Origin of the sequence: Raineyella sp. LH-20 (assembly GCF_033110965.1) — a bacterium.
Classification (GTDB): domain Bacteria; phylum Actinomycetota; class Actinomycetes; order Propionibacteriales; family Propionibacteriaceae; genus Raineyella.
On the sequence record NZ_CP137003.1, the window covers coordinates 121236 to 134936 of the forward strand.

General features: G+C 70.9%; 12 protein-coding genes. 4 read left to right on the forward strand and 8 right to left on the reverse strand.

Translation table 11 applies throughout. From position 1 onward, the window contains the following. Window positions 1-100 precede the first annotated feature (100 nt). Window positions 101-889, forward strand: a complete 789-nt coding sequence (locus R0146_RS00510; protein WP_317690917.1) for an HAD-IIA family hydrolase — start codon at window positions 101-103, stop codon at window positions 887-889. Window positions 890-1016: 127 nt separating this feature from the next. Here the strand turns inward: R0146_RS00510 and R0146_RS00515 are convergent, their stop codons facing one another. From R0146_RS00515 to R0146_RS00525, 3 genes are all read right to left on the reverse strand, one after another. Beyond that, window positions 1017-2129, reverse strand: a complete 1113-nt coding sequence (locus R0146_RS00515; protein WP_317690918.1) for a PHP domain-containing protein — start codon at window positions 2127-2129, stop codon at window positions 1017-1019. Window positions 2130-2256: 127 nt separating this feature from the next. Further along, window positions 2257-3462 (reverse strand): L,D-transpeptidase, encoded by a 1206-nt coding sequence (locus R0146_RS00520; RefSeq protein WP_317690919.1) that lies wholly within the window; start codon window positions 3460-3462, stop codon window positions 2257-2259. 174 nt (window positions 3463-3636) lie between these two features. Next, window positions 3637-4239 (reverse strand): YceI family protein, encoded by a 603-nt coding sequence (locus R0146_RS00525; RefSeq protein WP_317690920.1) that lies wholly within the window; start codon window positions 4237-4239, stop codon window positions 3637-3639. Between the two features lie 171 nt (window positions 4240-4410). Between R0146_RS00525 and R0146_RS00530 the strand changes: the two genes are divergently transcribed. Next, a complete protein-coding gene (locus R0146_RS00530; protein ID WP_317690921.1) occupies window positions 4411-5736 on the forward strand; it encodes a helix-turn-helix domain-containing protein in 1326 nt (441 codons plus the stop codon). 35 nt (window positions 5737-5771) lie between these two features. Here the strand turns inward: R0146_RS00530 and R0146_RS00535 are convergent, their stop codons facing one another. Together R0146_RS00535 and R0146_RS00540 are read right to left on the reverse strand one after the other, a co-directional pair. Then, window positions 5772-6074, reverse strand: a complete 303-nt coding sequence (locus R0146_RS00535) for a hypothetical protein (RefSeq protein WP_317690922.1) — start codon at window positions 6072-6074, stop codon at window positions 5772-5774. Further along, complete coding sequence (locus R0146_RS00540; RefSeq protein ID WP_317690923.1) at window positions 6074-7384, reverse strand: inorganic phosphate transporter; 1311 nt, start codon at window positions 7382-7384, stop codon at window positions 6074-6076. The genes R0146_RS00535 and R0146_RS00540 overlap by 1 nt, the downstream gene beginning before the upstream one ends. A 220-nt stretch (window positions 7385-7604) precedes the next feature. On the opposite strand from R0146_RS00540, the gene R0146_RS00545 reads away from it, so the two are divergent. Beyond that, complete coding sequence (locus tag R0146_RS00545; protein WP_317690924.1) at window positions 7605-9128, forward strand: acetaldehyde dehydrogenase ExaC; 1524 nt, start codon at window positions 7605-7607, stop codon at window positions 9126-9128. Between the two features lie 287 nt (window positions 9129-9415). Here the strand turns inward: R0146_RS00545 and phnF are convergent, their stop codons facing one another. Both phnF and R0146_RS00555 read right to left on the reverse strand, forming a co-directional pair. Next, window positions 9416-10213, reverse strand: coding sequence for a phosphonate metabolism transcriptional regulator PhnF (phnF, locus tag R0146_RS00550; RefSeq protein WP_317690925.1), 798 nt, complete (start codon window positions 10211-10213; stop codon window positions 9416-9418). 68 nt (window positions 10214-10281) lie between these two features. Continuing rightward, window positions 10282-10911, reverse strand: coding sequence for a methylated-DNA--[protein]-cysteine S-methyltransferase (locus tag R0146_RS00555; protein ID WP_317690926.1), 630 nt, complete (start codon window positions 10909-10911; stop codon window positions 10282-10284). Window positions 10912-11029: 118 nt separating this feature from the next. On the opposite strand from R0146_RS00555, the gene R0146_RS00560 reads away from it, so the two are divergent. Then, complete coding sequence (locus tag R0146_RS00560; protein ID WP_317690927.1) at window positions 11030-12496, forward strand: AlkA N-terminal domain-containing protein; 1467 nt, start codon at window positions 11030-11032, stop codon at window positions 12494-12496. 87 nt (window positions 12497-12583) lie between these two features. Here R0146_RS00560 and R0146_RS00565 read toward each other — a convergent pair whose 3' ends face one another. Further along, complete coding sequence (locus tag R0146_RS00565; protein WP_317690928.1) at window positions 12584-13606, reverse strand: alcohol dehydrogenase catalytic domain-containing protein; 1023 nt, start codon at window positions 13604-13606, stop codon at window positions 12584-12586. Window positions 13607-13701 lie beyond the last annotated feature (95 nt).

A 13701-nucleotide genomic window follows, 5' to 3' on the forward strand; every position in this document is an offset into this window, starting at 1 on the left:
GGCCCGATCGCGGCACTCGGAGCCCGATCGCAGCAGTCGGGGGCCGGTCGCGGCGTAGGCTGCGGTTCCTCACATCTCGACGAAGCGAAGGCGAGGACGGATGCGTACGCAGGGACTGCTCCTCGACATCGACGGCGTACTGATCGTCTCGTGGCGTGCCCTGCCCGGGGCAGTGGAGGCCTTCGCCGCGCTGCGGGAGGCCGGGGTGCCGCTGCGATTGATCACCAACACCACGTCCCGCACCCGCGCCGAGATCACCACCGCCCTGCAGGACGCCGGCTTCCCGGTGGAGGTCGACGAGGTGATCACGGTGGCGGCCGCGGCCGCCGCGTACGTGCAGGAGCACCATCCCGGCGCGCGCTGTCTGCTGCTGAACCGCGGCGACCTCGGGACCGATCTGGACGGCCTGACCCTGGTGTCACCCGGCACCCCACCCGAGGAGGTGGACGTGGTGCTGATCGGCGGGGCCGGGCCGGAGTTCTCGTACGCCGCGCTGAACCACGCCTTGGCCTGCCTGGTGGCAGGCGCGGCCCTGGTCGCCCTGCACCGCAACCTGGTCTGGCGGACCGATGCGGGGCTGGAACTCGACGCGGGTGCGTACGTCCTGGGCCTCGAGCAGGCCGCCGGGGTGGAAGCGGCGATCATCGGCAAGCCGGCACCGGCGATGTTCGCCACCGGCGTGGCCGCCCTGGGGCTGGACGCGGCGACCATCGCGATGGTCGGCGACGACCTGGTCTCCGACGTCCGCGGGGCGATGGCGGCGGGGCTGACCGGGATCCAGGTGCGGACCGGCAAGTTCCGCGAGGCCCAGCTGCACGATGGCGGGCCGGCGCCGGACGTGCTGCTCGACTCCATCGCGGATCTGCCGCGGTGGCTCAGCGGCGCCTGAGCCCTCCGACCCCGGAAGCGTCAGGTCCCCCGCGGAGCGCGGCAGGATCCTCCCTCGCCGGCCTGGGGATCAGCCGCGCGCCTGTTCGAGGCGGACCTGCAGGCCGAGGATCCTCCCGCGCGGCCTGTCAGCCCGCCCGCCGATGCGTCCAGGCCAACAGGTCCTCCACAGGCCAGGTGTTGACGATCCGATCCAGCGGCACCCCGGCCTCCTCGGCACGAGCACAGCCGTACGCCTGCCAGGTCAGCTGACCCGGGGCATGGGCATCGGTGTCGATCGCGAACAGGCAGCCGATCTCGACCGCCTCCCGCAACAGGCGCATCGGCGGGTCGAGACGCTCCGGCCGGGAGTTGATCTCCAGGGCGACGCCGAAGTGGGCGCAGGCCTCGAACACCAGTCCGGCGTCGAGCTCCGACTCGGGCCGGGTGCCGCGATCACCAGCGATAAGGCGTCCGGTGACGTGACCGAGGATGTCGACGTGCGGATCCGCGAGAGCGGTGATCATCCGCCGGGTCATGGCAGCGCCAGGCATCCGCAGCATGGAATGCACGCTGGCCACCACGACGTCCAACCGGTCGAGGAGCGCCGGTTCCTGGTCGAGTCTGCCGTCCTCGAGGATGTCGACCTCGATCCCGGTGAGCAGTCGGGCGGAGGGGCGCATGTCGGCGGGCCGTACGTCACCGTCCGCAGCCTCGGCGCCGATCGGCGAGGGAACGCCCGGGGACGGAACGCCCGGGGAGGCGAGCGCCGCAATCACGTCCAACTGATCGCGGAGGCGTTCGGCGGTGAGCCCGTGGGCGACCGTGAGGTGCGGCGAATGGTCGGTGAGCGCGATGTAGCGATGACCCAGGCCGGTGGCCGCGGCGACCATCTCGGGGATCGGGCTGCCACCGTCGGACCAGTTCGAGTGCAGGTGCAGGTCGCCCTGGAGAGCAGCCCGGATGCTCTCCCCGCCGGTCGTCACCGGGCCCGAGGCGTCACGCTCCAGCCCGGTCAGGTAGTCCGGGACGCGCCCGGCCAGGACCTCGGCGATCACTGCGGCCGTACGCTTCCCGACGCCGGGCAGCTCGGTCAGGGTGCCGAAGGTCGCGCTGCGACGCAGATCGTCGATGCCGATCCGCTCGGCGGTGTCCGCGGCATGACGGAAGGCCCGCGCCCGGTAGGTGTCGGCCGACGCGCGCTCCAGCAGGTAGGCGATCCGGCGCAGCACCGTGGCGGGATCGAGGTCGTCGGTGGCCACGGGCCCCAGTCTTCCACCGCCGGCCCTCCGCGGGGACGAGAGCGCAGGCTCGACAGTACGGAAGGGCCGCCCGGGACATCCCGGGCAGCCCTTCCGCCGTGCTGCGTCTGTCGGCTCGCGCGGGGCCTCAGGCGAGCGCCGACCGGGCCTGCCACTGCTCCCAGGAGTCGTTCCAGGCGGTCCAACCGTTGCCGGAATCGAGCGGCCGACTGGTGCCGGTGACGACCACCGGGTCGCCGATCTGGATGATGCCGAAGAGCTTCTGGGCGTCGGCGGTGCCCATGCCGACACAGCCGTGGCTCTGGTTGCTGCGGCCGAAGTAGGCGGCGTTCCACGGCGCAGCGTGGAGGAACTCGCCACTGGTGGTGATCCGGATCGCGTACTTCACCTGCAGGTCGTAGCCGTCGGCCGAGTCGTTGGCGATGCCGATGGTCTCCGAGGCCATCCGGGTCTGGGCGAGCTTCTCCATCACGACGCTGGTGCCGCTGCGGGTGGTGGAGCCGGACTTGCCGCCGCTCACCGGCACCGTCGCCACGACCGCGCCGTCGACGTACTGGGTCAGCTGCTTCGAGGACAGGTCGACCTTGGTGATCCGCGACTGACCGATGGTGAAGTCGGCCGAGGCCGAGTTCTGTCCGTATTTGCCGTCACCGGCGCTGACGCCGTTGAGATTGGCCTGCACCGTCACCTTGGTGCCGGGCTCGAAGTAGTTCTCCGGGCGCCACTGCACCTCGCGGTCGGAGAGCCAGCCCCAGGACCCGTTCTGGGCCGGGACCGTGGTGACCTGGAGCGCCTGCTCGAACGACGTACGGTCGGCCACCGGCAGGTCGAAGGTCACGTCGACCGGCATCGCCACACCATACGTGGAGCCGGACTGGTTGGTGATCGTCGCATGGATCTGCTGCTTGAGCGTCAGCGCGACGGTGGTGAAGCGGGAGGTGACCGAGGACTCCCCGGCACCAGAGGTCCCGGTCGCGACGACCGTGTAGACGGTGGCCGGATCGAGACGCTCGGTGGCCGTCCAGGTGCCGTCCTGACCGATCGCGCCCGGCACCGTGCTGGTGGACGGGCCGCCCTTCGTGCTGGAGCCGACGCCGGTGACCGCGACCGAGGTCAGGGTGCCCGACGACGGCGTGACCTTCACCAGCGTGTCGACCGCGACATCGGTCGCGTCGCCAGCGATGTTGACGGCCGCCTGGAACGCGGCGGGTGTCGCGTGGCCCGTGGCCTGACCGCCGACCCGGTCGGCGGATTCAGCCGGCGCGCAGGCACCGAGGGCGGCAGCCAATGCCACGGCCATCAGCGCGGCGGCCCCGCGGGACTTCCAGGTCATCAGTGCCTCCAGCGATCCCCGTACGAACGACCATCGGCGCCCAGAGTACCTGGCGCCGGCCCTCGGCCCAGAATCCGCTGTGAATACGGCGGAGAAACGCCGACCGGGCGCCATCGGGAACTGGCCCCGATGACGCCCGGATCTACCGTGCGCGAGCGTCGTACGACAGCGGGATCAGGCAGCCTTGATGGCGGAGATCTCGAACTCGAGGGTGATCTTCTCGGAGACGAGGACGCCGCCGGTCTCGAGCGCGGCGTTCCAGGTCAGGCCGAAGTCCTTGCGGTCGACGACGGTCGAGCCCTCGAGGCCGACGCGCTGGTTGCCGAACGGGTCCTGGGCGGCACCGGCGTACTCGAAGTCGATGGTGACGGGCTTGGTGACGTCCTTGATGGTGAGGTCGCCGGTGACGCGCAGGGTGTCGTCAGCAACGGCCGAGATCTCGGTCGAGGAGAAAGTGATGGTCGGGAACTGCTCGACGTCGAAGAAGTCGCCGGACTTCAGGTGACCGTCGCGGCCCTCATCGGTGGTGGAGACCGAGGCCACCTGGATGGTGACGTCGATCTTCGGGTCGGCCAGGCCGGCCTTGGTGGTGGCAGTGCCGGCGAAGTCGGCGAAGCGGCCGCGGACCTTGGTCACCATGGCGTGGCGGGCGACGAAGCCGATCTGGCTGTGCGACGGGTCCAGGTTGTAGGTGCCGTCCAGCTGGAACAGCGGGCCGTCGGTGGCGACCTCGACGGCGGTGGTGGTCTCGTCCTGCTTGCGGTTGAAGAAGCCCATGACATCTCGCATTCGTGTGGAAGTGATCAACTCTGAGGTTTAGTTGATAGTTAAATAATACAAGTTTTCAGCACTTGCGCAAGTCGAGTGTTCCGCCCGACGATCTGGCGCGTGCACCACGTCCGAGGTGTAATGGGGGTCACGTTTCCTGTGGCGGTGAGGAGCCGGCCGATGACCGAGCACCCGGCGCAGCTGCGCACCGAGATCAGCGACTCGTGGGACCGGTGCGCCACGACCGGGGTCAGCATCGACCTGCCCGCCGCCCCCGTCACGCTCGACGACGGTGCGCTCCGGCAGCGCCGCGGCACCCATCCGCTCCGCGGAGTGCGGCCGTTGGTGGAAGACGTGCTGGGCCAAGCGGTCCGCGACTGCGGTGCGGTGCTGGCGCTCGGTGATGCCGACGGCCACCTGCTGTGGGTCAGTGGTGCCTCGGTCGCGCTGCGGAGGGCGGAACGGATCGGGTTCGTCGCCGGCGGCAACTGGAACGAACGGGTCGCCGGCACCAACGCGCCGGGCACCGCCCTGCGGCTCGACACCCCGGTGCTGGTCCGCGGCCGCGAGCACTACGTCGACGCCGTCCGCGCCTGGAGTTGCGCGGCCACGCCGATCCACGACCCGGTCACCGCGTCGGTGCTCGGCGTGCTGGACGTGACCGGCGGCCGCCAGGTCGCCGTCCCGCAGACACTGGCCATGGTGCGGGCGGCGGCGCGGATGGCGGAGGCCGAGCTCGCCCGGCTGGCCCCGGCGCGGGGACCGGGCGATCGCGCCGCCGAGTTCGGCATGGACATCGGCGGCAGGGCGGCACCCGGCCGGGACGGGCACGCCCCGGACGGCTCGACCCTGAACGGGCTGGCCCTGAACAGGCTGGGTCCGGACGGCCTCGACACGGATGCTCTCCGGCTCGATGCGCTCGGACGCACCGAGGCCCTGCTCAGCCGCGCGACCGGCCGGAGCGTACGCCTCGGGCAGCGGCACAGCGAGATCCTGGTCGTCCTGGCGACGCACCCCGGCGGGCTGACCGGGACCGAGCTGGCCGACCTCGTCTACCCCCACCCGGTCAGTCCGGCCACTGTCCGCGCCGAGGTGAACCGGCTGCGCGCCTTGCTGGGACCCGAGGTGCTGGAGTCACGGCCCTACCGGCTGCGGGCACCGCTCGGCGGGGACTGGTGCACCGTACGATCCTTGCTGACCGTCGGCGACGTCGACGGTGCGGTGCGCGCCTACCGCGGGCGGCTGCTCCCCCGCTCCACCTCGCCGGCTGTCGAGGCGTTGGCGGACGACCTGGAGTGGTCCCTGCGGACAGCGGTGCTGGACAGCGGGCGCGTCGAGCTGATGGCCGCATGGACCCGGACCGCCGCCGGCGGAGACGACCTGGAGATGTGGACCGCCCAGCTCCACCGACTGCCGGCCGGATCGCCGCGGCGGCCGCTGGCGGCCGGACAGGTCGCCCGACTGGACCGCGAGCTCGGCGCCACCACGCCGATCCGGCGCCGCTGAGGCGAGAAGATCCTCGTCCGGCAGGTGTTCCTCGGTCAGCCCTTGGGGACCAGCGTCGGGAAGACATGGGCGAACGACACGGACATGCCGAACCCCGGGGCGATGATGACGAGCAGACCGGTGATGATCGCGAAGGCCACGATCAGACCGCAGAGGACGGCGAAGACCCAACCCATCGGGTGCGGTCGAGCATCGCGGTCCACCTCGGCGATGCCGGCCTGGGCCCAGGCCAGCGAACGGATGCCGAGGGCATAGAACACGGGCAGCCCACAGCCCAGGACCAGGCCGGCGAGCAGCACCTGCCAGGCGCCCTCCAGGGCGAAGACGACATTCTGCATCAGACGTGTGCTTCCTTCGAGGAGGGCCCGGCGGCGCGCGCGGCCGCAGGTGCGGAGCCGGGCGCGGCCACAGACGCCGGTGCGGAGGCCGGCGTCCGTCCCGGGGCGGCGGCAGGGGCAGGGGCGACGCCCTCGCTCCAATCGGCATTGACGTTGCCGGCGTGGACCGGCCTCTTCTGGGCGTGGTGATACATCCAGGCCGCCAGCACGAGGAGGATCACGAAGACGACGATCGGGCCGGCGACGAACCCGAGGGCCCGGCCGATCCACAGCATCACCGCTCCGACGATCGCGGACGCCGGCAAGGTGATCAACCAGGCGAGCGCCATCCGTCCGGCGACCCGCCAGCGCACCGTGGCACCCGGGCGACCGAGACCGGTGCCGAGGATCGACCCGGTCGCCACATGGGTGGTCGACAGGGCGAAGCCGAGGTGGCTGGAGGCAAGGATGGTCACCGCCGAGCTGGCCTCGGCGGCCATGCCCTGCGGGGACTCGATCTCGACCAGGCCCTTGCCGAGCGTACGGATGATCCGCCACCCGCCGATCCAGGTGCCGGCGGCGATGGCCACCGCACAGGCGATCTTGACCAGGATCGGCACGCTGGTCACGTCGTGCCAGACGCCGGCAGCGAGCAGGGCGAGGGTGATCACCCCCATCGTCTTCTGTGCGTCGTTGGTGCCGTGGGCGAGTGAGACCAGCGAGGCGGTGCCGATCTGGCCCCAGCGGAAGCCGGCCTCGGTGTACTTCTCGGCCACCGCACGGGTGATGCGGTAGATCAGCCAGGTGCTGGTGCCGGCGACGATCGCCGCGATGACCGGAGAGACGAGGGCCGGCAGGATGACCTTGCCGACGACACCGTCGAGCTTGGTGCCATCGCCGACCCAGTTGACACCTCCGAAGCCGAGACCGGCGATGGCGGCACCGATCAGACCACCGAACAAGGCGTGCGATGAGCTCGAGGGCAGACCGAGCAGCCAGGTCAGGAGATTCCAGACGACGCCGCCGACCAGGCCGGCGAACACGATCAACAACAGCAGGTGGCCACCATCCGCAGCAAGAGCGGGGCTCGGCGCCCCGCTCTTGTCCTGGATCCTGACGACGGCATTGGTCACTGTCAACGCGACCTGGACGGAGAGGAAGGCTCCGACAAGGTTGAGACAGGCCGACAGGATGACGGCCGGGCGCGGCGCCAGGGCGCCCGTCGCGATGGAGGTGGCCATCGCGTTGCCGGTGTCATGGAACCCGTTGGTGAAGTCGAAACCGAGCGCCGTGACGACCACGAGCGCCAGCATGATGATCTCGGTGGTCACCCGAAGGACATTAGCCATCCCGCTGCGGGTGCCGGACCGAGCCGCAACCGCCCGACGTGTCCGCTGAAGACCCCCTGGTGAGCCGCATCACAGACACCGCCGCCCCAGATCCCCGACACCGTGCTCATCAGGCCGCCGTGCGTGCAACGTTCACGCAACGTACGCGTGACTAGCATCACACCTCACCGGACAGAGTGGTTCGGATGAAAGGACAACGGGCATGACTGTGTACAGCCGACCGGGCAGCTCCGGCTCCACGATCGAGGTCAAGGACACGTACGGGCACTTCATCGGTGGCGACTGGGTGGCACCGACCAAGCGCGAGTACTTCGACAACTTCGCCCCCGCCACCGGCGAGCTGTTCACCCGGGTGGGCCGTGGCACCGCCGACGACGTCGAGGCGGCCCTGGACGCCGCCCACGCCGCGGCGCCCGCCTGGGGCAGGACGGCTCCGAGCGACCGGGCCAACATCCTCAACAAGATCGCGGACCGGATGGAGGAACACCTCGAGGACCTGGCCGTCATCGAGACCTGGGACAACGGCAAGGCGGTGCGCGAGACGCTGAACGCCGACCTGCCGCTCGCGGTCGACCACTTCCGCTACTTCGCCGCCGCGATCCGTACGCAGGAGGGTGGCATCAGCGAGATCGACGCCGACACGTACGCCTATCACTTCCATGAGCCGCTCGGTGTGGTGGGCCAGATCATCCCGTGGAACTTCCCGCTGCTGATGGCGGTCTGGAAGCTCGCCCCGGCACTCGCCGCCGGCAACGCGGTGGTGCTGAAGCCGGCCGAACAGACGCCGTGGTCGATCCTCAAGCTCGTCGAACTGATCGGCGACCTGCTCCCACCCGGCGTGCTCAACATCGTCAACGGGTTCGGGCTCGAGGCGGGCAAGCCACTGGCGTCCAGCAAGCGGATCCGCAAGATCGCGTTCACCGGTGAGACCACCACCGGCCGGCAGATCATGCAGTACGCCTCGGAGAACCTCATCCCGGTCACCCTGGAGCTGGGCGGCAAGTCGCCCAACATCTTCTTCGACAGCGTGGCCGACGACCGCGACTCCTTCTACGACAAGGCGCTGGAGGGCTTCACGATGTTCGCCCTCAACCAGGGCGAGGTCTGCACCTGCCCGTCGCGGGCGCTGGTCGAGCGGTCGATGTACGGCGACTTCATGACCGACGCGGTCGCCCGGGTGGAGAAGATCAAGCAGGGCGACCCGCTCGACACCGAGACGATGATGGGCGCCCAGGCGAGCACCGACCAGATGAAGAAGATCACCTCCTACCTCGACATCGGCAAGCAGGAGGGCGCCACGGTGCTCACCGGCGGCGGGCACGCCGAGCTCGGCGGCGATCTCAACGGCGGCTACTACGTGCAACCGACCGTCTTCCAGGGCCACAACCGGATGCGGATCTTCCAGGAGGAGATCTTCGGCCCGGTGCTGTCGGTCACCCCCTTCGACGACGAGTCGCAGGCGCTCTCGATCGCCAACGACACCCTCTACGGGCTCGGCGCCGGCGTCTGGTCACGCGACGCCTCACAGGCGTTCCGGATGGGCCGCGGCATCGAGGCCGGCCGGGTGTGGACCAACTGCTACCACCAGTACCCGGCGCACGCCGCGTTCGGCGGCTACAAGCAGTCGGGCATCGGCCGGGAGAACCACAAGATGATGCTGGACCACTACCAGCAGACCAAGAACCTGCTGGTCTCCTACAGCCAGGATCCGCTGGGCTTCTTCTGATCGGCTGGTCCGCGCCCCCCTCCGGAGGCCCCTGCGGGTGCAGATGTATCTGCGGGTTCAGATGTATCTGCGGGTTCAGGTCGCCTGTGACGGTTCAGATGCACCCTGACGGCCCAGATGCACCCTGACGTACGCATTCGTTCGTGGGCGCCCACGAACGAATGCGTACAACGGGGTGCATCTGCAGGACGTCGGCCCGCCGTTGCGCGCACGTGCGCTCACGAACACCCAGCACCGTACGTGCCCTCACGAACACCCAGCAGGGCCGCCATTGCCCGTACGTACGCTCACGAACCGCCGTGCTCGATGTCGAGTTCGACCCACTGGGCGGCGAAGCGGGTGATGCCCAACAGCAACGGGGTGCCGTCGGGCAGGACATCGAGGGCGCGGACGACCAGGACGACGGCGCCCACCGTGAGCTCCAGGTCGGCCGCCTCCGCGGCAGTGGCGTGGCGGGCGCCGACGGTGGTCGAGGCACGCAGGTAGTCGTCGATCCCGCCGGCCCGCAGCCCCGCGGTGACCGACCCGGTGCGCCGATACTTCTCGAGGAAGGCCGGAGCGAAGTCGATCGCCAGCCACTGGGTCCCCCGCAGCACCGGTCGCCCGTCGACCGTACGGACATTGTCGAGGCGCAGCGCCTCGCGGCCGTCGATCTGTAGACGGGAGGCGACCTCGGCCGGCGGAGTCTCCGGACCGGCGCCGAGCAGCCGCATGCCCACCGTCACCCCGGCGCCGAGGCTGTCGGTCAGTCGGGTGCGCATGCCGATCCGGTGCACCAGCACTGCATGCTCGTTGACGTACGTGCCGCTGCCGCGCCGAGCGACCACCAGACCGTCCGCGGCGAGTGCAGCGACCGCACGGCGCACGGTGTGTCGGTTGACGCCGAAGCGTTCGGCCAGTTCGCCCTCGCTGGCGAGCTTGGCGCCGACGGCGACGTGGCCGTCGAGGATCTCGCCGCGCAGTTCCTCCGCGATGAGGCGCCACGCCTGGTAGCCGCTGCTCACCGCGTGGTTCCCACCGATCAGGGGGGTGGTCATGCCACCCGCGGCGGCTTCGGTGGCAGTCGACGGGTCCGAACTGGTCATCGGCTCCGGAGTCTAGCGGCTGGTCATCCGGCCCAGCACGTACGCCGCCCGGCCGGCGGGCAAGGCCGTCAGTGCGTACGTTCCAGCTCGAGCAGCATCCGCTTGCGGGGCAGGCCGCCGCCGTAGCCCGTCAGCGACCCGCCGGCGCCGATGACGCGGTGGCACGGGACGATGATGGAGATCGGGTTGCGGCCGTTGGCCATGCCGACGGCGCGGGACGCCGTCGGCCGCCCCAGCGCCTGGGCCACCTGCCCGTACGTCACGGTCCGCCCGTAGGGGATCCTGGTCAGCTCGGTCCAGACGGCCAGCTGGAAGGGAGTGCCGCTGGGCGCCAACGGCAGATCGAAGATCTGCAGGTCCCCCTCGAAGTAGGCGTCGAGCTGCTGGCCGACGTGGTCGAAGGCGTCGGCGCTGCGCCGCCAGTCGTCGCCGATCGCCGGGGCGTAGCGGTGGTCGGGCAGCATGTAGAGCCCGGTGAGCGACCGCCCGTCCCCGGTCAACAGCAACTCGCCGATCGGGCTCGGGTGCACGAGGTAGAGGGGCGGCCCCGACAGGCGCGACGCGAACTCCACCGCACGCAGGCCGTCCGGTGCGGCGTCCAGCGGCGAGCCATCGGGCTGCGCCTCATCGTCGAGATCGTCGAGCGGCCCTCCCCAGGGAAGGGATTGCTGGGCGGAAGCGAGTGCTGAGCTGGTCACGTGTTCCATCATCCCCGACCCAGCGATCCTCGACCGGCAGGATTGCGACGTCACCCCCGGACATGCAGATGTCGCATTCCTGCTGGTCCCGGACGGCACGGCAGGCGATGCTGGTGGGGTGCATGAGGATTTCGAGCGGTGCGTACGGGCCGTACGTTCCCGCGACGCCCGCTTCGACGGATGGTTCATCACCGCCGTGCTGACCACGGGCATCTACTGCCGGCCGAGCTACCCCGCCCAGCCGAAGGAAGCGAGCATGCGCTTCTATCCGAGTGCCGCCGCGGCCCAGCAGGCCGGCTTCCGCGCCTGCAAACGCTGTCGCCCCGACGCCAGCCCCGGCTCTCCCGAGTGGAACGTCCGGACGGATCTCGTGGCCCGCGCGATGCGACTGATCGCGGACGGGGTGATCGACCGTGAGGGCGTGCCCGGGCTGGCGTCCCGGCTCGGGTACAGCGTCCGGCAGATCGAACGACAGCTGGTCGCCGAGCTCGGCGCCGGACCGATCGCGCTGGCCCGCGCACAGCGGGCGCAGACGGCGCGGATGCTGATCGAGTCCAGCACCCTCCCGATGAGCGACCTCGCGTTCGCGGCAGGGTTCGGCAGCATCCGTACGTTCAACGACACCGTGCGCGAGGTCTTCGGCGTGACGCCGACCGCGTTGCGTACCCGCGTCGGGCGGGACGAGCAGCCCGTGCCGGCGGGCACGCTACAGCTGCGGCTGCCGTTCCGAGCACCGCTGTGTCCCGACAACCTGTTCGGGCATCTCGCTGCCACGGCGGTGCCCGGGGTCGAGGAATGGCGCGACGGCGCCTACCGGCGCACCGTGCGGCTGCCGCACGGCCCGGGCATCGTCTCGCTCCGTCCGCGGCCGGACCACGTGAGCTGTCGGCTGACGCTGACCGACTTCCGGGACCTGTCGGTCGCGATCAGCCGCTGCCGGTGGCTGCTCGACCTGGATGCCGACCCGGTCGCCGTCGACGAGCTGCTCGGTGAGGACCCGGCCCTCGCCCCGCTGGTGGCCGCGAGCCCCGGGCGCCGGGTCCCTCGAACGGTGGACGGCGCCGAGTTCGCGGTGCGTACGGTCCTCGGCCAGCAGGTGTCGACCGCTGCGGCCCGCACGCATGCGGCGCGGCTGGTGAACGCCCACGGCCGGCCGATCGACGACCCCGGCGGCGGGCTGACCCACCTCTTCCCCGACCCCGGAGCGCTGGCCGAGCTCGATCCCGAGACCTTGGCGATGCCGCAGACCCGCCGCGTCACGCTCACCACCGTGGCCCGGGCGCTGGCGGAGGGGGACCTGGATCTCAGCGTCGGCGGTGACTGGTCGGACGCCCGGGAACGGCTCGCGGCGCTGCCGGGCTTCGGCCCGTGGAGTGTGGAATCCATCGCGATGCGCGCGCTCGGTGACCCCGATGCCTTCCTGGCGACCGATCTGGGCGTACGCGCTGCGGCCGCGGCACTCGATCTGCCCAGGTCCGGTGCCGCGCTGACCCGTCGCGCCGAGGCGTGGCGGCCCTGGCGCGCCTACGCGGTGCAGTACCTCTGGGCCACCGGCGACCATCCGATCAACCGCTTCCCCGGCTGACGGGTCGCGAGCCGGCCACGCGAGTCGATGGCGGCCCGGTCGCGAAACGAACGCGCCGAGTCACCGGGCTGACGGGTTACCAGATCGTCAGCGGGTGAGGTCGAGCACCATCCGGAAGCGGGCGTCGCCCGCCATCATCCGGGCGTACGCCGCGCCGGCCTCCGCCAGCGGCACCGTCTCGATCATCGCGGCGACGTCATGCCTACGGGCGAAGGCGACGTTGTCCTCGTTGTCGCTGGGCGTGCCGGTCAGCGATCCCACGATCGAGCGGCCGCCCATGATCAGCGGGACCGTGCCGACCTGGATCGGGTCCGGTGTCACACCGAGAACCACGAGCTGACCGCGCAGGCCGAGGCCGCCGACGAGCGGCGACATCGACGCGCCGCTGCTCGCGGTGGCGAGGATGACCCGGGCGCCGCCGAGTTCCTGCAGCGCCCCGGCCGGATCGACCCGGGTGGAGTCGAGGTAGTGGTGCGCGCCCAACTGCCGGGCCAGCTCTCGCTTCTCCTCGCCGCGGGCGATGGCGACGACCTCGAAGCCCATCGCTCGGGCGTACTGGATCCCGAGATGGCCCAGACCGCCGATGCCCTGCACGGCGACCAGGTCGCCCGGCCGGGCCGGTGAGGCCACCAGCGCGTGGTGCACGGTCAGGCCGGCGCACATCAGCGGCGCCAGTTCGACCGCCAGCACATCCTCGGGGACGGCGACCAGGCCGGAGGCGCGGGCGAGGAGATACTCCGCGTAGCCACCCTCCTGACTGTCGCCGAGCACGGGCTGGCCGGTGCAGTGGACGAACTCGCCGCGACGGCACATCGCGCACTCGCCGCAGGGACCGCCCAGATAGCCCAGACCGACCCGCTGGCCGACCGTCCACCGGGTGACGCCCTCACCGACGGCGTCGATCCGGCCGATCACCTCGTGGCCGGGCACCACCGGCGTGCCGGCGGGCCGGCTGCCGGTCAGGTTGTGGATGCCGGCGGCGTCGCTGTGGCAGACCCCGCAGGCCTCCACGGCGATCCTGACCTGCCCGGCACCGGGGGCGCGCAGCTCCCGGTCGACCAGGGCGAACTCGCCGGCGGTGGTCGCCTCGATGGCGCGGTAGGTGGTCATGTCGTTCTCCTTGCTGGGTGGGGCGTTGACGCTGGGGTCATCGGTCAGGCGTCAGCTGGTCAGGGTCGTACGTCCGGCAGGCATACGTCTCGGGG

Coding starts and splice junctions, on each gene's coding strand:
- R0146_RS00520 (WP_317690919.1), bottom strand. CDS start 3,462: ATGACCTGGAAGTCCCGCGGGGCCGCCGCGCTGATGGCCGTGGCATTG.
- R0146_RS00535 (WP_317690922.1), bottom strand. CDS start 6,074: ATGCAGAATGTCGTCTTCGCCCTGGAGGGCGCCTGGCAGGTGCTGCTC.
- R0146_RS00545 (WP_317690924.1), top strand. CDS start 7,605: ATGACTGTGTACAGCCGACCGGGCAGCTCCGGCTCCACGATCGAGGTC.
- R0146_RS00510 (WP_317690917.1), top strand. CDS start 101: ATGCGTACGCAGGGACTGCTCCTCGACATCGACGGCGTACTGATCGTC.
- R0146_RS00525 (WP_317690920.1), bottom strand. CDS start 4,239: ATGGGCTTCTTCAACCGCAAGCAGGACGAGACCACCACCGCCGTCGAG.
- R0146_RS00565 (WP_317690928.1), bottom strand. CDS start 13,606: ATGACCACCTACCGCGCCATCGAGGCGACCACCGCCGGCGAGTTCGCC.
- phnF (WP_317690925.1), bottom strand. CDS start 10,213: ATGACCAGTTCGGACCCGTCGACTGCCACCGAAGCCGCCGCGGGTGGC.
- R0146_RS00530 (WP_317690921.1), top strand. CDS start 4,411: ATGACCGAGCACCCGGCGCAGCTGCGCACCGAGATCAGCGACTCGTGG.